This window comes from Pedococcus sp. P2_E2, assembly GCF_056403955.1.
On the sequence record NZ_JBFUEM010000007.1, the window covers coordinates 77483 to 96784 of the forward strand.

At 70.7% G+C, this 19302-nt stretch carries 23 protein-coding genes; 6 read left to right on the top strand and 17 right to left on the bottom strand.

Translation table 11 applies throughout. The features are described from left to right. Positions 1 to 38: 38 nt before the first annotated feature. Positions 39 to 500, bottom strand: a complete 462-nt coding sequence (locus AC1DWR_RS15810) for a hypothetical protein (protein ID WP_477614552.1) — start codon at positions 498 to 500, stop codon at positions 39 to 41. Positions 501 to 534: 34 nt separating this feature from the next. After that, positions 535 to 804, bottom strand: coding sequence for a DUF7218 family protein (locus AC1DWR_RS15815; RefSeq protein ID WP_477614551.1), 270 nt, complete (start codon positions 802 to 804; stop codon positions 535 to 537). Positions 805 to 973: 169 nt separating this feature from the next. Between AC1DWR_RS15815 and AC1DWR_RS15820 the strand changes: the two genes are divergently transcribed. Both AC1DWR_RS15820 and AC1DWR_RS15825 read left to right on the top strand, forming a co-directional pair. Then, on the top strand, positions 974 to 1489 hold the full coding sequence (locus tag AC1DWR_RS15820) for a DUF6328 family protein (protein ID WP_477614550.1): 516 nt from the start codon (positions 974 to 976) through the stop codon (positions 1487 to 1489). Between the two features lie 19 nt (positions 1490 to 1508). After that, positions 1509 to 2159: an MBL fold metallo-hydrolase gene (locus tag AC1DWR_RS15825; RefSeq protein WP_477614549.1), complete on the top strand. Its 651-nt coding sequence runs from the start codon at positions 1509 to 1511 to the stop codon at positions 2157 to 2159. 2 nt (positions 2160 to 2161) lie between these two features. Here AC1DWR_RS15825 and AC1DWR_RS15830 read toward each other — a convergent pair whose 3' ends face one another. Both AC1DWR_RS15830 and AC1DWR_RS15835 read right to left on the bottom strand, forming a co-directional pair. Continuing rightward, positions 2162 to 2311, bottom strand: coding sequence for a hypothetical protein (locus AC1DWR_RS15830; RefSeq protein ID WP_477614548.1), 150 nt, complete (start codon positions 2309 to 2311; stop codon positions 2162 to 2164). Between the two features lie 100 nt (positions 2312 to 2411). Then, on the bottom strand, positions 2412 to 2660 hold the full coding sequence (locus AC1DWR_RS15835) for a DUF2630 family protein (protein ID WP_477614547.1): 249 nt from the start codon (positions 2658 to 2660) through the stop codon (positions 2412 to 2414). A 58-nt stretch (positions 2661 to 2718) separates the two neighbouring features. Here AC1DWR_RS15835 and AC1DWR_RS15840 point away from each other — a divergent pair, with 58 nt between their 5' ends. After that, a complete protein-coding gene (locus AC1DWR_RS15840) occupies positions 2719 to 4698 on the top strand; it encodes a DUF362 domain-containing protein (protein ID WP_477624747.1) in 1980 nt (659 codons plus the stop codon). After that, on the top strand, positions 4695 to 5828 hold the full coding sequence (locus AC1DWR_RS15845) for an NAD-dependent epimerase/dehydratase family protein (protein ID WP_477614545.1): 1134 nt from the start codon (positions 4695 to 4697) through the stop codon (positions 5826 to 5828). The genes AC1DWR_RS15840 and AC1DWR_RS15845 overlap by 4 nt, the downstream gene beginning before the upstream one ends. On the opposite strand, the gene AC1DWR_RS15850 is transcribed toward AC1DWR_RS15845, so the two are convergent. From AC1DWR_RS15850 to AC1DWR_RS15895, 10 genes are all read right to left on the bottom strand, one after another. After that, positions 5776 to 6486 carry a hypothetical protein gene (locus AC1DWR_RS15850; RefSeq protein WP_477614544.1) on the bottom strand — a complete coding sequence of 237 codons (711 nt, stop codon included), beginning with the start codon at positions 6484 to 6486 and terminating at the stop codon, positions 5776 to 5778. The genes AC1DWR_RS15845 and AC1DWR_RS15850 overlap by 53 nt on opposite strands. 13 nt (positions 6487 to 6499) lie before the next feature. Further along, the gene (locus AC1DWR_RS15855; protein WP_477614543.1) at positions 6500 to 7288 is read right to left on the bottom strand and encodes a hypothetical protein; all 789 of its coding nucleotides are present in this window, start codon (positions 7286 to 7288) and stop codon (positions 6500 to 6502) included. Between the two features lie 5 nt (positions 7289 to 7293). Beyond that, positions 7294 to 8016 carry a hypothetical protein gene (locus AC1DWR_RS15860; protein WP_477614542.1) on the bottom strand — a complete coding sequence of 241 codons (723 nt, stop codon included), beginning with the start codon at positions 8014 to 8016 and terminating at the stop codon, positions 7294 to 7296. Positions 8017 to 8023: 7 nt separating this feature from the next. Continuing rightward, a complete protein-coding gene (locus tag AC1DWR_RS15865) occupies positions 8024 to 8479 on the bottom strand; it encodes a hypothetical protein (protein WP_477614541.1) in 456 nt (151 codons plus the stop codon). Beyond that, a complete protein-coding gene (locus AC1DWR_RS15870; protein WP_477614540.1) occupies positions 8479 to 9741 on the bottom strand; it encodes a hypothetical protein in 1263 nt (420 codons plus the stop codon). The genes AC1DWR_RS15865 and AC1DWR_RS15870 overlap by 1 nt, the downstream gene beginning before the upstream one ends. 180 nt (positions 9742 to 9921) lie before the next feature. Next, the gene (locus AC1DWR_RS15875; RefSeq protein ID WP_477624748.1) at positions 9922 to 10347 is read right to left on the bottom strand and encodes an NUDIX hydrolase; all 426 of its coding nucleotides are present in this window, start codon (positions 10345 to 10347) and stop codon (positions 9922 to 9924) included. Positions 10348 to 10535: 188 nt separating this feature from the next. Further along, the gene (locus tag AC1DWR_RS15880) at positions 10536 to 12254 is read right to left on the bottom strand and encodes an AMP-binding protein (RefSeq protein ID WP_477624749.1); all 1719 of its coding nucleotides are present in this window, start codon (positions 12252 to 12254) and stop codon (positions 10536 to 10538) included. A gap of 13 nt (positions 12255 to 12267) precedes the next feature. Then, positions 12268 to 13467: a pyrophosphate--fructose-6-phosphate 1-phosphotransferase gene (locus tag AC1DWR_RS15885; RefSeq protein ID WP_477614537.1), complete on the bottom strand. Its 1200-nt coding sequence runs from the start codon at positions 13465 to 13467 to the stop codon at positions 12268 to 12270. A 73-nt stretch (positions 13468 to 13540) separates the two neighbouring features. Further along, positions 13541 to 14338, bottom strand: coding sequence for a L,D-transpeptidase family protein (locus AC1DWR_RS15890; RefSeq protein WP_477624750.1), 798 nt, complete (start codon positions 14336 to 14338; stop codon positions 13541 to 13543). A gap of 38 nt (positions 14339 to 14376) precedes the next feature. Next, on the bottom strand, positions 14377 to 15006 hold the full coding sequence (locus AC1DWR_RS15895) for a M15 family metallopeptidase (RefSeq protein WP_477624751.1): 630 nt from the start codon (positions 15004 to 15006) through the stop codon (positions 14377 to 14379). A gap of 40 nt (positions 15007 to 15046) precedes the next feature. Here AC1DWR_RS15895 and AC1DWR_RS15900 point away from each other — a divergent pair, with 40 nt between their 5' ends. Next, positions 15047 to 15229 (top strand): hypothetical protein, encoded by a 183-nt coding sequence (locus tag AC1DWR_RS15900; protein WP_477624752.1) that lies wholly within the window; start codon positions 15047 to 15049, stop codon positions 15227 to 15229. Positions 15230 to 15366: 137 nt separating this feature from the next. Here AC1DWR_RS15900 and AC1DWR_RS15905 read toward each other — a convergent pair whose 3' ends face one another. Continuing rightward, complete coding sequence (locus AC1DWR_RS15905) at positions 15367 to 16221, bottom strand: LytR C-terminal domain-containing protein (RefSeq protein ID WP_477614532.1); 855 nt, start codon at positions 16219 to 16221, stop codon at positions 15367 to 15369. Between the two features lie 148 nt (positions 16222 to 16369). Here AC1DWR_RS15905 and AC1DWR_RS15910 point away from each other — a divergent pair, with 148 nt between their 5' ends. After that, positions 16370 to 16873 (top strand): hypothetical protein, encoded by a 504-nt coding sequence (locus AC1DWR_RS15910; protein WP_477624753.1) that lies wholly within the window; start codon positions 16370 to 16372, stop codon positions 16871 to 16873. Positions 16874 to 16894: 21 nt separating this feature from the next. Here the strand turns inward: AC1DWR_RS15910 and AC1DWR_RS15915 are convergent, their stop codons facing one another. Both AC1DWR_RS15915 and AC1DWR_RS15920 read right to left on the bottom strand, forming a co-directional pair. Then, a complete protein-coding gene (locus tag AC1DWR_RS15915) occupies positions 16895 to 17986 on the bottom strand; it encodes an aspartate-semialdehyde dehydrogenase (RefSeq protein WP_477614530.1) in 1092 nt (363 codons plus the stop codon). Next, a complete protein-coding gene (locus AC1DWR_RS15920; protein ID WP_477614529.1) occupies positions 17983 to 19254 on the bottom strand; it encodes an aspartate kinase in 1272 nt (423 codons plus the stop codon). The genes AC1DWR_RS15915 and AC1DWR_RS15920 overlap by 4 nt, the downstream gene beginning before the upstream one ends. Between the last annotated feature and the right edge of the window lie 48 nt (positions 19255 to 19302).

The window sequence follows — 19302 nt, forward strand, 5'->3', positions numbered from 1 at the left end:
CGGTATGCCGCGTGCCCGAGCACCCGGCCCACGGAAAGTCAGCGCTCCAGCACCTCGTCCACCCAGAGCGGCCGGCCCTGTTGGCAGGTGGTCGCCATCCCGGTCACCGCGGTGCCCCGCAGGGTGACCGTGTCACCGGCCGCCAGCCCCGCCGTGTGACCCACCAGGAGCCACAAGCCTTCGCCCTCGCCCAACAGCAGGCAGCCGGCCCCCACCCCCTCGACCACCGTGCCGGCGACCGTGATCACTCGCCCCCGGCCCGCGGGAGAGGTGACAGTGAGGTCCTCGGTGAAAGAGGACGGCGAGGACGAGGCCGACGACGCTGAGGACGACGACGCTGGGGTGGTCGACGCTGGGGTGGTCGACGCTGGGGTGGTCGACACTGGGGTGGTCGACACTGGGGTGGTCGAAGTCGGGCCCAGCGCAGGGGTGTCCCCGGCCGCGCTGCAGCCCGTGACCGCCAGCAGCAGGCACCCCGAGATGACCATCCGCATCCTCACGCTCCCATCATCCCCCGTGCAGGACTCCCGTCACTCAGTGGCTGCGCAGGGCGTTGACCAGCTCGGCCTTCGACATGGAGGACCGACCGTCGATCCCGATCTCCCTCGCACGCTTCATCAGCTGGTCCTTGGTCCAGTCGTCGTAGTCACCACTCTTCCCGCCCTTCTTCCCGACCGCGGAGCGGGACGAGTTGGCAGCGGCGTTGGAGATGCGGGCGGCCTTCTCCTTGCTGGCACCGTCGTCGCGCAGTGCTTCGTACATCTCCGGGTCCTTCACGGACGGCCCTGGCTTGCGTTGCGGCATGACAACCTCCTGATCCGTCGGGGCGCCGGTCGGGGACTCCGACCGGGCGACTTCCACGCTCAGCCTCGTGCCCACCGACCGCCACCCCAAACCCGTCCTGGGCCGGATCGGGTGACGAGCTTTGCTGTGGTGGTGGTTTGGACCGGCACCTGTGAGGTACATGTGGACCATGACCGAGGACACTCTCAACCGTGGGCGCCACGAGACCCCAGAGGAGAGGCTCGACCGCAACTGGGACGAGCTGCTCCAGGAGCTGCGCGTCGTGCAGACCGGTGTGCAGATCTTGGCGGGCTTCCTGCTGACCCTGCCGTTCCAGCAGCGGTTCACCGAGATCGAGGACGTCGACCGGACGGTCTACCTCGTCGCGTTCTGCCTCACGGTGGTGGCCACGGCGTTCCTCGTCGCTCCGGTTGCCTCCCACCGCCTGTTGTTCCGCAGACGTGAGAAGGCCACCCTCGTCGCCATCGCCCACGTCTGCGCGCGCATCGGCCTGGTCGCCCTCGCCCTCGCGGTCAGCACCGTGGCCTTCGTCATCTTCGACGTCGTCACCGGCACGGGCGGGGCGGTCACCGCCGCGACGGCCATCCTCCTGCTCTTCCTCGTGAACTGGCTGGTGCTGCCCCTGGGGCTGCTGCGCCGCGACCAGGCCTCCGGGCGACGGGCCTCCGCGGGTGACCACACCTGAGGTGCGCGAGGATGAGGGTATGCCGGACATCGCACCTTCCCCGGGCGGCGTGCGCATCCAGCGCGTCGTCACCGCAGGCACCTTCGACCGACCCGAGGGCGCCCTCACCCTCGAGAACAACACGTGGGTCATCGGCGACGACTCGGAGTGCCTGGTCATCGACGCCGGCCACGACGGCCGCGCCATCGTGAAGTCGATCCCGCGCGAGCAGCGGGTCCAGGGCGTCCTCGTCACCCACGGTCACTTCGACCACCTCGATGCGGTCGGTGAGGTCTGCGACGGCACCCGCGCCCCGGCATACCTGCATCCACGGGACCGGTTCCTGTGGGACGAGCTCTATCCGGTGACGCCGGACCGCGAGCTGGCCGACGGCCAGACGCTGACGGTCGGCGACGTGGAGCTGCACGTCCTCCACACGCCGGGCCACACGCCCGGGTCGTGCTGCTTCCACGCACCCTCGCTCGGGGTCGTCTTCACCGGCGACACCCTGTTCCCGGGCGGGCCCGGCGCGACGCGGCACGACTACAGCGACTTCGCCACGATCATCGAGTCGGTGCGCAGGCTGTTCAGCCTGCCCGAGGACACCGTGGTCCTTCCCGGGCACGGGGACTCGACCGTCATCGGCAGGGAGCTACCCCACCTGCAGGAGTGGGTCGAACGAGGCTGGTGAGGTCAGGTGAAGAGCAGCACGCCGGCGATGACGAGCAGGACCGCAGCCGCGTAGACGAGCAGGACTGCGACGGCGATGGCAGCGGCGCTGTGGCTGAGCCACCACTTGGTCTCGTGGTGGGGGACGTGCAGGTGGGCGAGTGCTGTGCGCATGGGCGCACCCCCTCGGGGTTGGGAACCGGCCTGCTTCGAGAGTAGGACGCCCACCCGATATGTCCAGTCAGCCACGCCGCCCACCGGGTGGCCGCGGGCCTCAGCCCCGGTAGTTCTCCACCGTGCCGGCGTCTCGCACCTCGGCGCTGGCGGGGTCGTCCCCGAACTCGCGCTTGGCCCGTCGCTGACGAAGCAGGTCCCAGCACTGGTCCAGCTCGACCTCGATGGTGCGAAGCCGCTGGTTCTCCTCCTCGACGCTGATCTCGCCGGCGCCCAGGCTGCTCCGGAGCCCGTGCTCCTCGTCGATGAGTCCCCTGATGTGCTGCTGGATGTCGATGTCGTCGGCCACCCGATCACTATGGCACCGCCCACTGTCGGTGGCGAGGACGCGCTGGTTTCATTGACGCGTGGCACCGCTGGGCGTGCCGAGCCGGGATCCGCTGGCCTGCATCGTGGTCAGGGGCGGGGACGTCGACGCCCTGGCCACCGCCGCCCGCCGGCTGGACGCCTCTAGGCAGGGACCCGCCCTCGTCCTCGCCCGCCTCTGCCAGCCGACCCCCGTGAGTGTTGTCGCGGTCCACGCGGTGGTCGACCTGCTGCACGATCGGGGATGCGCGCCGGTGACGGTCGGCACCAGCCTGCATGCCTACGACCGCGACCGCGGGCACCACTCGGTGGCCGACCTCGCGCGCCGGGCCGGCCTGCAGGGCCGCACGTCGCGGGGCTTGGCCTACGACGTCGTCGACCTCGGCGCAGCGCTCGTCGAGGCGCCGGTGCCCGACACGAGCGTGCTGTCCGGTCACCAGGTCTCGCGCCTGTGGGCCGAGGCCGGTGCGCGGGTGGTGCTCGCCCGAGCCGTCACCGACCTCGTGCACGGGTATGCCGCGTGCCTGGCCACCCTGCTGGGTGCGGCACCGGAGGTCGCCGGCGCAGATCCCGGCGACGTCGCGGCCGACCTGCTCGCGCACCTACCCCCCACCATCGCGGTCGTGGATGCCCTGTCCGCCAGCGTGGGACCGGACGGCGCCCGACTCCCGCGGGTCATCGACAGCAACGTGATCGTGATCGCGACCGACGTGCTCGCCGCCGACAGCGCGTGTGCCGCCCTGCTCGGGCTGGACCGCTCCGCGTCAGGCCTGATGGAGAGGTCGATCCTGGCCCACGGCGCCCCGGCGGGCCGCACCGAGGGGCAGCTGGCGCCCCTCGCCGGTGCGCACGCGGCGCACCCCCTCGCCCGCGCCGCCGCGCGATCGGTCGCTGCCGAGCCCCGACTGGCGCGAGTGCTGAGCGCGGCCACCGGAGGTCCGGACGAGGGGGCGCGACCTCCCGACCCGGTGCTCTCCACTGTGCGAGCCGTGCTGACCCCGCTCGTGGGCGCGGCGGACGACACCGTGGGACACCTGCCCCTCACGACGATCCTCGGTGGTGTCGCCACCCTGCGACAGGGGACGCTCGCCTGGGCGACCAGCGCGGACAAGGCGACCGTCGACCGCCGGGAGGTGCCGCTGGGCTTCGACCTCGCGGCATACGAGGAGGCGGCCTTCGACGGACTCCCTGCCTTGGTCGCGCCGTTCGAGGCCCTGCTCGAGGGCGTGCCGGACAACGCCGACGGAATGCGCTGGCGGCTCGTGGACGGCGCCACGGTCTTCGAGGTGGGGCGCGACATCCGGGCCGACTTCGACGAGTTCGTCGCCCGCGTGGACGTGGCGGCCGGGATCAGCCTGATGGCCGACTACCTGGGTGGCCGACGGGTCGTCCTGTCGAGTCCGGCCGGCGGACCGGGGAAGGCCGCCGTGGCTCGCACCAGACAGGCCGAGCGCAACCTCTACCTTCCGCAGCCCAACTACCTTGCCGCCTGGGGCGGCGAACCGATCGACGTCTGCAAGATCGAGCTCGTCGAACGAAGCGCCGACTGGCACCGGCTCACGTGGCGAACTATCAAGAGCCCCAACGGTTCTGCCGAGTTCGACGACGGCAGCCTGACGTTCAGCCGCACCACGTCAGGCACGCACGCTGTCGTGCGTGGCCGACAGCTGTTCGCCCTCCCCAACGCTTGGGCCGGGGTGGACCTGGCGGCACTGCCGGAGCTGCGCAACCCACTCCTCGAGGAGGCCTACCGGAGGTTCTTCACCACGACGTTCGACAACCTGGAGGCCTGCTTCGAGGGACGCGAGTTCCGCATCGGGCGCCCACCGATGGACCCCACCGAGCCGCTGCTCACGCAGTCCCTCGACCTGCTGCTCGGCGCCGTCAGCCAGTGGCTGGGAGACACGACCGACCGCGGAGACCCCGCGACTGCGGCCGGGCGCCGCGGACCGGGCACGGTCGGGTCGGCCGTCGACGACGTGGACTCCCAGGGCTTCCGGCACGTCAGGGGGCACCGGTGAAGGTCGCGGTCACGGGCGCCACGGGCATGGTCGGCGGACAGGTGGCGAGCGCCGCGCTCGCGGCCGGTCACGAGGTCCTGGCCGTCACCAGGCCCGACCCCGAGCGCCGCGAGGCGACCCTCCGGATCGGCGGACACCCGGTGTCGAGGGCCGCGGCGGCCCTCACAGACAGCGCATCCCTCACCCGAGCGCTGCGCGGCTGCGACGGCCTGGTCCACTGCGCCGCTGTCTACGCCTTCGGGGCGGCGCGCGCGGGAGAGGTCGAGCAGGTCAATGCCGAGGGCACCCGTGCCGTCCTCGAAGCTGCTGCTGCCGCGGGCATCTCCCGCGTCGTCGTGACCACCTCGTCAGTCACGTGCGGTTCGAGCCTGCTCCCCCGGGCGAGGTCGGAACACGACCACCTCGGCACCGAGCCGGCCCCCGCCTACTACGCCAGCAAGGTCGCCCAGGAGGAGGTGGCGCTGGAGACCGGGCAACGCCTCGGCCTACCGGTGGTGCTGGCCCTGCCGACCGTCGTGCTCGGCGGGCCGTTCACCCGCTTGGCACCCAGCAACGCCATCGTGCTGCGCTACCTCCTCGACCCCACCCGCAGCACCTTCGCGGGTGGCTGCAACGTGGTCGACGCGCGCGACGTCGGCGCCGGACACGTCGCGCTGCTCGAGCGCGGCGTCGCCGGCGAGCGCTACCTCCTCGGCGGCGAGGACCTCAGCTGGCGGATGCTGCACGCCCTCGTCTCCGACCTGGCGGGGCTGCCCGGACCGTTCGCCGAGATGCCCGCCGGGAGCGCGTGGGCCCTGTCCGCCGCCGCCGAGTGGTGGGCCGGGCTGCGCGACGAGACCCCGCTGACCACGCGCGAGGAGGCCTCCACGGTCGGCCGGTTCTACTGGTACACCTCGGCCAAGGCGCAGGACCTCGGGTATGCCGCGCGACCGGCTCGCGCCGCCGTCGCCGCCTCGCTGGCGTGGTTGGCCGTCAGCCCCGACCTGCCGAGGTGGGCGCGGGAGGGCCTGCGGCTGCACCCCGAGGTGCGCGCCGCCCGAGAGCTGGTGGCGGCCCCGCCGGCGGGTGCGAGCGACCTCAGTCCGCGACCTCGACGGTCACCTCCAGCGTGGCCTCGTCGCCGCCGCTGACCTCCACGCGCCCGACGTACTGCTCACCCGGCTGGACCACGTTCTCGTCGAGGTTTGCCTCGATCCGCACCTGGTACTCACCGCCGGCAGGGATCGTGACCCGGTCGGGGTCGACGGTCAGGGTCACCGCCACCACGGTGCCGGTGGCGTCACGCAGCTCGCTCGGCTCCAGCTCGACTCGACGCGCGCGCGGGTGGCGGTTCACGATCGTGACCGAGGACTGCGCGGTCTGCCCGACTGCGGCCCGCAGGAGCACCCGCGCCCGCCGCACCCCGTCGTCCTCGTCGTGCGGGGGTGCCGGCGGGGCTGCGCCGTTGCGGGTCTCCGCGGCCCCTCGGCGCGTCCGGGAGCCGGCACCGGCCGTCGTGGCGTCGCTGATGATCCGGGCCGCGCTCCGAGTGCCCAGCGCCATCAGGTCACTCGCGTAGTCGAAGCCGAGCGCGCCTGCCTCCCGCCAGTAGCGCGCACCCTCGCGACTCACGGCGTCGAGGTAGGCCCGGCTCGTCGACGACCGGTCCACGTCGCCGGACAGGGTGGCCCGCCCCAGCTCGAGGGACTGCTTGGCGAGGGCCGCCTGGGCCTGAAGGGCTTGTCGGGCGAGCTCGGTGATGCGCGCCAGGGTCTCGTCCGCAGCGGCGGTGTTCTTCGAGTCGGTCATCTCGGTCCTCCTGTCAGCAGCAGCATCCGCAGTCACACCCGACCTCGACGGCGTCGCAGTCCGCCGGGAGCACCACGACGGCCACGCGCTGCGACCGGGCGCACCCCTCGAAGCGGACGTCCGCGTAGGCGCTGGCGCACGAGTCCACGTCGGTCGCCCGTCTCGTCCTTGCGACCGTGACGTCACCGGCGACATCGAGCGTGGCTGTCGCGCCCCTGCCCTCCTTGGTGTCCTTGGTGTCCTTGGTGTTCGACGAGCCGTCGTCGGCTGAGCCACGGGTCGAGAGGAGCAACCGGACGACCCGGTCCTCACACGGCCCCAGGACGAGCTTCTTCTCCTCCAGCTCGGCGCGGATCTGGAGGTCGTCGCCCGAGCAGCGGTGCCATGGCCCGATCTCCAGGGACACCTCGCGCTCCCGGCGCCACGGGTTGTGCAGCCGGAAGGGCACCACCCGCACCTCACCAACCCTGGCATGCACGACGACATCGGCCTCGGGTACGCAGCAGTCGCACGCGTCGCCGCACCCACAGCTGTCGTGACACCCACAGTCCTTCGCGCCGCAGTCCCTCTCGCCATGGTGGTGACCCTCGTGCTGGTGACCCTTGTGGTGGTGACCCCCGTGCTGGTGACCGCGCGCGCCGCCGGGAGCACCCGGCATACCCAGGCCGGCGGCGGCCACCACCGGCGACCAGGCCTGTGACCACTGGTCCCAGGCCGCGGTCGACTGGTCCATCCACTGCTGCACGGCGCCGGCGAACCCGTCGCGGAGGGTGGTGAGGTACTCGGGTGCGGTCGTGCTCATGCTGATCACTCCGATGGGTCGTGGGGCAGGATGATGACGTCGAGATCGGCTGTGCCGACAGGGATCCGTGCGGTATGCCGCCTGGTCGGGTCGAGCTCCTCAGGCACCGTGAGGTGGCCCTCGAGGACGGTCGTGCTACCGGGTGCCAAGGTCGCCGCAGCAGTCAGCGTCAGGGTGACGTCTGGACCGGCGTCGGGGTCCGGGCTGCCGTCGTCGGTGTGAGCGCGCACGACCGAGGAAAGGGGGATGGTGATGTTGCCGTCGTTGGTGACGGTCAGGGTGAGCGCGTTCGCTCCCACCTCGGCGAGGACGCGGCGCGGCGAGACGTGCATCGAGAGGTCGGCCTCGACCCGGAGCACCGCTTCCCGGCGGATGCCCCCGACCTCGACCTCCGCGGCGTACTCGCCCGGTGGGGTGTCCGGATCGAGCCGGAACGACACCGGCAGGTCGGCCGTGGCGCCGGGCGCGATGACCGCGGCGCCAGACCCGGTCAAGGCCGCTCGACCAGTGCGGTGCAGGGTCAGTCCCCGGACGGCGACCCGTTGGTCGACGGCGTTCTCGACCGAGACCGTGGCGCGCACCAGGCTCGGCGGCCCGGTCAGGACGATGGTGTCCACGGCTGGCTTCTTCGCGGGAGCGCGCGTCGCGCCCGCGGCCGCCTTGGTCGCGGCGGTGGTCGCCTTGGTCGCGGCGGTGGCCTTTGTCGGCTTGCGTCGGGCGGTCGTCATGGAGGGCTCACAGGTCGATCACGACGGGACCGTGGTGCTCGGGCCGGATGTGCGTCGTGGTGCTGCCGCGCACCGTGATCGCGAAGAGCTCCAGTCCGAGCACCGTCCAGCCCCAGGTCTGTTCGTACGGCATGCAGACCTCGGTCGCCGGCGGGGGACCCAGCTCGAGCCGGACGCAGGTGTCCACCGCCACGGGCTTGAGGTCGACCGAGGACGTGGAGTCCACGCTCGAGGTGGTGTTGACGGTCGACGTCGTCGTGACGGGTTCGAGCGTGACGGGTTGGAGGGTGATCGTCGAGTCGGTGTGGACGGTGTTCTCGCCGTTGTTCGTGTTGGTGGTGCCCCCGGCGAGGGTGAGGTTCATCTTGTCCAGCCCGGTCAGGGTCGAGGTCACGTCCGCGGTGACGTCGGAGCTGAACGTGTTCCCGCCGAAGACGGTGGTGTCGATCGAGTAGTCGGCCATCAGAGTGCTCCTGCGGGACGGTGTGCATCGGACGAGGGTGCGTCTGCGTCGGGGCTGACGAGGTAGGAGTGGTGGAAGCCCAACCGGGGGTCGCCCCAGGCCCCCAACCGCGAGTCGAACTCCTGGAGCTCGGGCATGACGATCCGGTCGCGGACCTCCAGGGACGGGTAGTCGTAGACGGTGATGTGGTTCTGCCCGCGGTTCGCGGTGAACAGCAGGGTCTGGTCGGCCGAGAGCTGGCAGGCGTAGATCCCGTCGACCAGGGCGCCACGGCTGACTCGCAACGACTCGGCATACAGCTGGGAGTTGCTGAAGAAGTTGCCCCGCATGACCGACTCGGCCAAGGTCGTGGCCGACTGGCGGGTGAGCGCGAGGCTCTCCAACGCCCCCGGGTGCTCGTCGATGAGCCGGTGCTGGCTCAGCGTGAGCAGGTCGACGAAGACCACGGTGTGGCTGCCGCCGGTGCAGAAGATGAGCTCGGAGTCGGAGATCGTCACGTCGGAGTTGATGTGGGCCGGCAGGTCGCGGTCGGCTGCCCAGTGGCGCACGATGCGGCCGTCCTCGGCGTCGATCTCGAAGGCGTACTGCCGGAGCCAGGCCATCCCCCAGTGCTCCCAGTCGGAGCGGTCAGCAGCATTGACCCTGAAGGAGATTGCGTAGAAGACGTCGAGGACCGGGTGGCAGACCACGTGCCAGCAGGTCGTGGGCAGCACGATCCGGCGAACCTCCCCCGTGACCGTGTCGAGGATGCCGACCTCCTTGGCCTCACCCCGGGTCGGGTGGTCCATCCCGCCGTAGACGATGTACCGACCGGAGGCGGTCCGTTTCATGGCGTGGGGGATCTTCAGTCCGTGCGGCGCGATCTGCTCGGCCTTGGTCAGCCGGTTCACGTCGAGCTTCCAGAGGTGCTCGCCGATCGAGGTGACGAACTGGGTGTCGTCCAGCCAGACGACGTGGGTGCTGCCCTTGATGGTGGTGTCGGGGACCTCGAAGCGCAGGGTCGAGACGCGGTCGGCCTCCTCCAGCGTCGCGAGATCGTAGAAGAGCAGGTGCTGGCCGGTGTTGCCCAGGAAGCCGATCCGCCTGCTCGGGTCCACGCTGGGCGCGTGACCACCCGAGGCGCCTGCGAAGTAGGTGACCTTGTAGGCATGGTCCCCGGTCACCGGGTCGTAGTGGAACAGGCACACGCCAGCCCTGCCCTCGAGACCGTTCAGTCCGTTGCCGTCGAGGGCGACGTGAAACGCGTATGGGTAGGTCCGCACAGGCAGCCCCGGCCTACTCGAGTACCCGACGGACCCCGGCGGACCGCCGCTTTCACCGTACTCGGGGTCCAACGGCCTCGAAAGGGCCCAAGGGCCACCCAGTGAGACCAACCGGGTCCACCCACACCAGGATGCCCGTAATGTCGGAATGACCGGTGCAGTCGCCCCAGTCGAGTCCGATCAGGTGTCGGGCCAGATCATCGACCACCGCGAAGCGAGAGCCTTGCGCGTCCGGGGCGACAGGTTGAGGCCGACGATCTCCGGCAGGCTCCACCACAGCGCGGACGACCCGGTCACCGTGGGCAGCAGGGAAGGCTCGGCCCCGCACTCGAAGACCAGGTGCACCACGTGCTGGTCTCCGTCGACGACGCTGTCGACGTCGATGACCTCGGCCCTGGTGGCTGTCAGCGCACCCGCCGCGGAAACCAGCCGCCGGACGCGGATGACCGGGTCCTCACCCACCTCGATGACTGCGCTGGGCAGGCCCCAGAACGGCTGCTCCGGCGGCTTGGCCCGGTCGAGGAGCACGCGACGGTCGGGGTCGATGCTGAGCACGTGGACGGCGATACAGGTCCTCACCGGCACGGCTTTGGCCAGTCGTAACATGCCAACTTCCCATCAGGCAAACGGTCGGTAACCCCCCAGTCCCCACTGTTTGTCGGACAGGACCGCTCCCGGTTCCGGTTCGACAGCGCCAGACTAGTCGAGCGGCCCGGTCAAAGCCACGGGCGTCTCGCGGGTCCCTCCCGCTCCGACCCGACACCCCGCGTCCCTCGGCCCCGGAGCACCGCTGGTCACGCCTTGAGGTCGGGGAACTGGTCATCCCGGAACTCCTCCGACAGAGACCTCCCACCGTCGAAGGCCTGCTGCTCGCGGTCGCGCAGCTCGACCCGGCGGATCTTGCCGGAGATGGTCTTGGGCAGCTCGAAGAACTCGACGCGGCGCACCCGCAGGTAGGGCGCGAGGTGCGTGCGGGCGTGCGCCAGGATCGCCTTCGCGGTGTCGGCGTCGGGCTCCCAGCCGGGAGCCAGCGCGATGTAGGCCTTCGGCACCGCCAGCCGGGTCGCATCGGGCGCGGGCACGACCGCCGCCTCGGCCACCGCCGGGTGCTCGATCAGCACGCTCTCGAGCTCGAACGGCGACACCTTGTAGTCGCTCGCCTTGAAGACGTCGTCGGTGCGGCCGATATAGGTGATGTAGCCCTCCGCGTCCCGCTGGGCCACGTCCCCCGTGTGGTAGTAGCCACCGGACATCGCCTGGGCCTGCCGCTCGGCGTCACCGAGGTAGCCGGTCATCAGGTTGACCGGGTGCCGGGACAGGTCGAGGACGATCTCCCCCTCGTCGGCGGGCTCGCCGGTCAGCGGGTCGACGAGAGCCACGGGCACACCGGGCATGGGTCGCCCCATCGACCCGGGCTTGAGTGGCTCACCGGCGATGTTGCCGATCTGGAGGGTCGTCTCGGTCTGGCCGTAGCCGTCGCGGATGGTCAGGTCCCACGCGCGCTGGACCTGGCTGATGACTTCGGGGTTCAGGGGTTCGCCCGCAGCCAGGAGCTCTCGCAGGTCACCGCTCCCACCGCTGAGGTCGGCCTGGATCAGCATGCGCCACACCGTCGGTGGCGCGCAGAACGTCGTGACCCCGGCCCGCCGGATCTGGTCCAGCAGCGCCCCTGCGTCGAACCGCGTGTAGTTGTGGACGAAGATCGTGGACTCCGCGATCCACGGCGCGAAGAAGCACGACCACGCGTGCTTGGCCCACCCGGGCGAGCTGATGGCCAGGTGGACGTCGCCAGGTCTGGCACCGATCCAGTACATCGTCGACAGGTGACCGACCGGGTACGAAACCTGAGTGTGCTCAACGAGTTTCGGCTTGCTGGTCGTGCCCGAGGTGAAGTAGAGCAACAACGGGTCCGTTGCCGCGGTGACGGTCTCGAAGGGGTGCGGCTGCACGGCATACGCGTCCGTGTAGGTGTGCCAGCCGTCCACGTCGCCGACGCTCACCCGCACGTAGTCGCCGGGCACCTCCTCGAACTTGGCGGCGTCCGCGCCGTTGGCCACGACCACCCGGGCGCCCCCGCGCTCGACGCGGTCGCGCAGGTCCGCCGGACCGAGGGCCGCCGTCGTCGGCATGATGACGGCGCCGAGCTTGAACACCGCGAGCATCGTCTCCCACAGCTCGACCTGGTTGCCGAGCATGAGCAGCACCCGGTCGCCCTTGGCCACGCCGAGCCCCGACAGCCAGACCGCGACCTGGTCGGAGCGCGTGGCCATCTCGTCGAAGGTCAGCCGCTGCTCGGAGCCGTCCTCCTCCACGAGCCACAGCGCCGTCGCGTCGTTGCCGCGGGCGATGGCGTCGAACCAGTCGACCGCCCAGTTGAAGCGCGCCCCGACGTCGGGCCAGCTGAACTCGCGGACAGCCCGGTCGTGCTGCCCGGTGAGCGCGACGAGCGTGTCGCGAGCCTTTCGGTATGCCGTCGTGCTGGGACTGGGCTCGGCCGCGGACGTGGGTGCCATGGCACCGACTGTGCTACGCCTGCCCGAGGTCAGCAAGCAGGGTGGTGAACCAGTCGACGGAGGAGTCGAACGCCTTGCCCCCCTTGATCCGGTCGAACTCGATGGCGCGCAGCGTGTCGCCGCGCTCCTCGTCGTGCCCCACGACACCGGACTCGCCACGCAGCGCCGCGTCCACGGCATACGTCGTGCAGTCCTTGATGAGGGCGAGGTCCGCGTCGTTGGCCGCGGCCGACCGCGCGAAGTAGCCGCTCTTCTGCACGAGCACCTTGTCGGCCCCGAGCTGGTCGGCGAACTGCTTGGCGAACCACGCCCCTGGGTTCACCTTGTCGAGCTGGACGTGGCCGAACGGGTCGCGCGGCACGTCCTGCCCGGCGGCCTCCATCGCCTCGACGATCTCGGTGACGCCAGCGCCCTCGGAGACGAAGAGGTTCACGCCGTCGTAGTCGTCCATGACGCTGCGGAGCCGCTTCGCCTCGCTCGCGATGTCCAGCGGACGTTCCGGCACGAAGACACCGTGGACGTCCCACCGCTCCGCGGAGTTCTCCAGCCAGCCGCTGAACTCGGCGCCCTGGACCCATCTGTGGTGTGCGAGAGCCGTTGCGGCAGTGAGCCATCCGCAGTTGCGGCCCATCACCTCGTGCACGATGAGCATGCGAGGGTTGGCGGAGTGCTCAGCGATCACGTTGCGCGCGAACGACGCGCCCTGCTCGGCGGCGGTCCAGGCTCCGAGGGACTGCCGGATCGGGATCACGTCGTTGTCGATCGTCTTCGGGAGCCCGACGACCGTGAGCTCGTAACCGTTGGAGTGCAGGAAGGCCGCGAGATCGGCCGCCGTGCCGTTGGTGTCGTCGCCACCGATCGTGTGCAGGACGTCGACGCCGTCGCGGGTGAGCTGCTCGGCCGCGACGTGCAGGGGGTCCTGGCCCTCCTGGACCAGGCCGCGCTTCACGCAGTCCTTGACGTTGGTGAGCTTGACGCGGCTGTTGCCGATCGGGCTGCCGCCGAAGCCGTGCAGCAGGTGCGCCTTGGCGCGCACCTCGTCAGTGACCTCCACGGAGTCACCGGTGAGCAGGCCGGCATACCCGTTGCGGTAGGCAATGAGGCGCACGTCGGGCGCGACCTCGGAGTAGCGCTCGATGAGCCCACCCACAGCGGACGAGAGGCAGGGGGCGAGGCCACCAGCGGTGAGCATGGCGACGGTTTTCACGGTCATGGGCCCACTCTGCCGTGTCGGAGAGGGCACGGCCACCGTGGTCTCAGCCGGTCGACTCAGCTGGTCGCCGGGCTCAGCTGATCGACATCACGGCGCCGGAGCGTTCCCAGCGCATCACGGCCAACAGCGCCGACGTCGGCAGGGAGACGCAGCCGGCCGTCCCCCTGCCGGTGTCGACGTGGAAGAAGATCGCCGAACCCCGCCCGGGCGTCCGCCCCTCGTTGTAGCCGATCACCTGGGCGTAGTTGTAGGCAGGCGTGTTGAGCAGGTTCTCCGCCGAGGTCCACCGGCCGTTGGCCGGCTTGCGCTGGTGGGTGTTGTAGAGGCTCGACTGGCTGTCGTCGACCCAGACGTCGGAGCCGTCGACGCGGAACCAGCCTTGGGGGAGACCGGGATTCGCGCGAGCACCGAAACCACCCCGCAGGGGGAAGGTGCCCGCCGGTGTCTTGAGGTCACCCTCGCGCTTGGACCAGCTGACGCCGTTGAGCCCGACGTGGCCGTGGTAGGGACCGAGGTCGAGGACGTAGCCAGTGGAGGTCCGGCGGCAGGCGCGTACGGTCGCGCTGGAGCCCGCCGACCTGACCGTCACGACCTGCGACGCGCGCACCCCCGAGGGAACGGAGCAGCTCGGCGCGGCCTGGGGTTTCGGACTGGGCTTCGGACTGGCCTTGGTGCTCGGCGGGGTGGATTTCGGCGTCGACCGGGTGGTGGTGGACGGCTTCGGCTTGGGTGCCGTCGTCGTCGTGGTCGAGGTGGTCGTGGCCGGTGTCGTCGTCGAGACGGTGGCGCGCGACGTGCGGGCCGTGGCCTCCGGCTGGCCGGAGCAGGCGGCGAGCGCCGCGACCGCCGTCAGGCAGAGCGCAGCCGACACGGCACACCTGCCACGTGGGTGGCGAGGGAGAACCCGCGTCATCGGTCGAAGTGCTGATAGTCGGGGTGTGACCACAGGCCGCCCCAGCGCAGGCCCTGGCTGGTGAACGCCCGCACTGCGGCACTCCCGCTGGACGAGAAGACGCCGGGCGCCGGGCCGCGCCGGCTCAGCCAGTAGCGATCGGGGTAGACCGTCCCGTTGTCGGCGACGTAGGGGTTCTCGAAGTCGTTGACGTCGATCGCCGTGCCGTAGGCGTGCTTGCTGTAGACCTTGCTCGCCTCCTGGCCCCCGACGTAGCGGCAGTTGAACGCGGAGGTGTTGTCCGCCTCCATCGCCGCGTAGTCGTTGGCGCCCGGGCCCTTGGGGTTGCGGCCCCACGACGAGTCCATCGGCTTCATCTGGCGGATGCGGAACTGCAGAGCGTAGAGCCGGGCGAACGCAGCGGCCGTCTCGTCGGCGATCGACGCGTTCACGACGAGCGACCCCCTCGACCGCTTGCCGTCGAAGCCCCAGAAGTTGACCCGCACGTACCGCAGCTGCGAGCGCCCCACCGGGCACCCCGCGGTCCACGAGTAGCCCACCATCGCGTTCCAGACGCCGTCAGGGACGCGGGCGACCGAGGCGTTGGCGCCCGAGCCGACTGCGGATTCGTTCCGGGGGAAACGCACCGCGGGCTCGGCACCCGCCCGCGGGACCGGTGCCAGGCTCGTGGCCGCCGGGCGCTTCGCAGCAGCCGTCGTATGCCGCGTGGCCGGCGCCGGGGGCTTGGTGGCCTTCGAGGGCGTGGCGGCAGGCTTCGTGGTGGTGGTTGTCGTGGTCGTCGCGCTCGTCGTGGCCGAGGTCGGCGCGGGCGACGTGGACGCAGCGGTGGTGGCGGCGGAGTCGGGCTGACCGCCACCGCACGCGGAGGCGAGGACGGCACACAGGAGGGAAACGGCATACACAGGGCGAAACGTCATGGGGCACCCACTGTGCCTGTTCGCCCGCTCCGATGCCAAGCCCGGGACGCGGACGCTCTCAGGTCGTGGTCACTTGCAGGGACGAGCCACCGTGGGCACCGCCTGCGTGGGTCGGGGAGGCAGCGGGGGCACGTCGGCGACCGGAGTCAGCTCCGTGAACGCGTTGCCGATGACGAGGTCCACCCCCGCTCCGAGGCGGTCGTCCTTGACCAGCTGGGCGCCCGGGACGTGTCCCTGCAGCAGGGTCGCGGCCAGGTCACCCTCCTCGCCGTAGCGGATGACGGCGGTGCCCATCTGCAGGGTCCGCAGCGGGTCGTTGGACACGTCCTTGACCTTGAACCCGCGGGCGGCGACGGCGTCGGCGACGGTCTTGGCCAGCCCGGTCTTGTAGGTCGTGTTGTAGACGTTGACCTTGACCTCGGACGGAATGGGCTTGAGCCGCGCCGGAATCGCAACCAGCTGCTGGTAGCCCAGGCCCACGACGACGTCGACCGAGGTGCCCGTCCGGGTGTCCGCGAACAGCTTCGCGCCGGGGATCTGGGAGGCCGCCAGGAGCGCCTGGTCGAGCCCCTTCGGGCCGTGGTGGACGACGGCGGTCTGGGTGACGTACCAGGACTCGGGGGCGTTGCTGATGCCCCCGACGGTGAACTTGCGCTTGGCCAGGCCGACGGCCACCTCGGCAGCCACGCCCTGGCGTCCGGTGGCGTTCATGACGTTGACGGTGAAGGAACCTCGTGCCGGCGCGGGGACGACGACAGGGGTGCAGGCGGGCTTGGGCGGCGGCGGGCTCATCCAGCCCGCCGAGTAGGCAGCCGTGATGCTGGCCGTGCCCAGCAGGACGCCGGGGATGGTGACGAAGAGCATGACCTGGCGCATCCGGTGCTTGCGCCACAGCTGGGTGGGTGTGAGGTCCTCGTCCTTCATCTGGTGCCCCCTGGCTCGTCCCTGATCGTGAGTCACAATCGTCACACCAGTCACACCAGTCACATGTCAAGCGACACGCGGACGACACGATTCGTCATCCACCCGTGATCCCGCGGCCCGACGAGGGCGTGCGCGAGGATGTGGGCCCATGACCCCCACCAGCACCCAGGCCGCCAGCGCCCCGCGACGCGGTCTCGTCGGCGCGATCGCGACCGTGCTGCTCGCCGTCGCACTGGTGACCGTGGCGGGTTGCGGCGGACCGGACGGGATCGAGGGCCAGGTCATCGCGGTCGACGACACCGGCCAGAAGGACCGGCCCCTCGGGGGCGGTTGGGTGGCCGTGCTCGAGGACGGCTCGCTGTTGGACTTCCTCGGGAAGGCCGGCATCGACGTCCCCAGCAGTGACGACCTGCCCTACGTAGGCGGACGCGTCCTGCACGACGACGTCACGGCTGCCGGCGGTGTCCTGGCGACCATCGACGAGGACGGGAAGTTCGCGCTCGAGGTGAGCGGGCGGCATACCGTGTGCCGGATGACGGAGGCGGCGCAGGTGGACGTGCTGCACGGCTGTGCCGTCGTCGACCTGCCGCAGGACGGCAGGCTCCAGCTGTCGGTCGGGGAGGCCGGCCTGCGCGCGACCCTCGACGACTGAGGGCCAGCCGACGACTGACGGTCAGCCGACGACGGTCAGGTCCTTCGCGACCAGCTCGGCGACCTGCACCATGTTGAGCGCAGCGCCCTTGCGAAGGTTGTCGCCGCAGATGAAGAAGTCGAGGGTGTTGGGGAAGTCCAGCGCCTGGCGCAACCGCCCCGCGAACCGCGGGTCGGAGCCGACGATGTCAGACGGCGTGGGGAACTCGAGGCTGTCGGGGTCGTCGAGCACCACCACCGCGGGCGCCTCGACCAGGGCCTGGCGGGCTTCGGCCACGTCGATCTTGCGGGCGAACGTGGCGTGGACCGCGACGGAGTGCGTCGTGATGACGGGGACCCGCACACAGGTCGCCGAGACGCGCAGGTCGGGCAGCCCGAGCACCTTGCGGGTCTCGTTGCGGATCTTGAGCTCCTCGGAGGTCCAGCCGTCCTCGGCCGCCACCCCGATCCAGGGGATGACGTTGAGGGCCAGGGGCGCCGGGAACGGCGACTCGGCGCCGAGCTCGTGCTCGATCAGCCGCCGCACGTCACCCGGCTGGTGGCCGAGCTCGCGGTGGCCGGCGACGACCTCGAGCTCGTCGTAGAGCCGGCCCATGCCGACCCGTCCGGCACCGGAGGCCGCTTGGTAGGAGGCCACGACCAGCTCGGTGAGCTCCCAACCGGCGTGCAGGACGCCGAGGGCGTCGATCATGGTCAACGTCGTGGCACCGGGATTGGCGATGATGCCCTTGGGCCGGTTGCGGATCTGCAGGGGGTTGACCTCGGGGACGACCAGGGGGATGTCGGGGTCGCCGCGCAACGCCGAGCTGTTGTCGATGACGACCGCACCACGGGCTGCGGCGATGGGCGCCCACAGGGCAGCCACCGGGGCAGGGACGTCGACGAGGGCGATGTCGACGCCGTCGAAGAACTCGGGCGACAGCTCCTGGACGACCACCTCGCGGCCGCACACGACCAGCACGGTCCCGGCATCCTCGGCGCAGGCGGCGGCCCGGATCTCGCCCCAGATGTCGGCCCGCATCGCGAGCACCTGCTGGGTCACCGCCCCCACGGCTCCGGTGGCTCCGACCAGTGCGAGGGTCGGGCGCGGGGCCCTCGAGGCGAGTGAGGTCACCGGCCGGTGCCCCCGTAGACCACGGCTTCGCCCTCGGTGGAGTCCAGCCCGAAGGCCGAGTGGACCGCTCGCACGGCGTCGTCGAGGACCTCGGCCCGCGTCACCACCGAGATGCGGATCTCAGACGTCGAGATCATCTCGATGTTGACGCCGGTGTCGGCCAGCGCCTTGAAGAACGTCGCGGAGACTCCCGGGTGCGACCGCATCCCGGCGCCCACCAGCGACAGCTTGCCGATCTGGTCGTCGTACTGGATCGAGGCGAAGCCCACCGACTCCTGCACCTTCCTCAGCGCATGCACCCCGGTCTGGCCGTCCGTCTTGGGACAGGTGAACGAGATGTCCGTGAGGCCGGTCTCGGTCGCGGACACGTTCTGCACGATCATGTCGATGTTGATCTCGGCGTCGGCGCAGGTCTGGAAGATCGCCGCCGCCTTGCCGGGATGGTCCGGGACGCCGACGACGGTGATCTTGGCCTCGCTGCGGTCGTGGGCGACACCGGCGATGATGGGGGCTTCCACGGTGTCTCCTTCAACTGGTTTGTCCGTGACGATGGTGCCCTCCTTCGCTGAGAAGGAGCTGCGAACGTGGATGGGGATGTCGAAACGGCGGGCGTACTCGACGCTGCGCAGGTGCAGGACCTTCGACCCAGAGGCCGCCAGCTCGAGCATCTCCTCGTTGGAGATGCGGTGGATCTTCCTGGCAGCCGGGACGATTCGCGGGTCGGCCGTGAAGACCCCGTCGACATCCGTGTAGATCTCGCACACCTCTGCGTTGAGGGCGGCCGCCAGCGCGACGGCGGTCGTGTCGGTCCCGCCGCGGCCGAGCGTCGTGATCTCCTTGGTGTCCTGGCTGACGCCCTGGAACCCGGCGACGATGACGATGTGGCCCTTGTCGAGGGCGTCGGTGACCCGACCCGGGGTCACGTCGATGATGCGGGCCCTGCCGTGCGACGAGTCGGTGATGACGCCCGCCTGGCTGCCCGTGAACGAGCGCACGGTGTAGCCCAGGTCGGCGATCGCCATGGCCACGAGCGCCATCGAGATGCGCTCCCCCGCAGTCAGCAGCATGTCCAGCTCGCGGGGCGGGGGCTGCGGGCTCACCTGGTTGGCGAGGTCGAGCAGCTCGTCGGTGCTGTCGCCCATGGCGGACACGGCGACGCACACGTCGTTCCCGGCCTTCTTGGCCTCGACGATCCGGCGGGCGACACGCTTGATGCTGGCTGCATCGGCCAGCGATGAGCCGCCATATTTCTGGACGACGATCGGCACGGTTGGAACTCCTGTGGACCCGAGACGGCGGTGCGGCGGTGCGGAGTC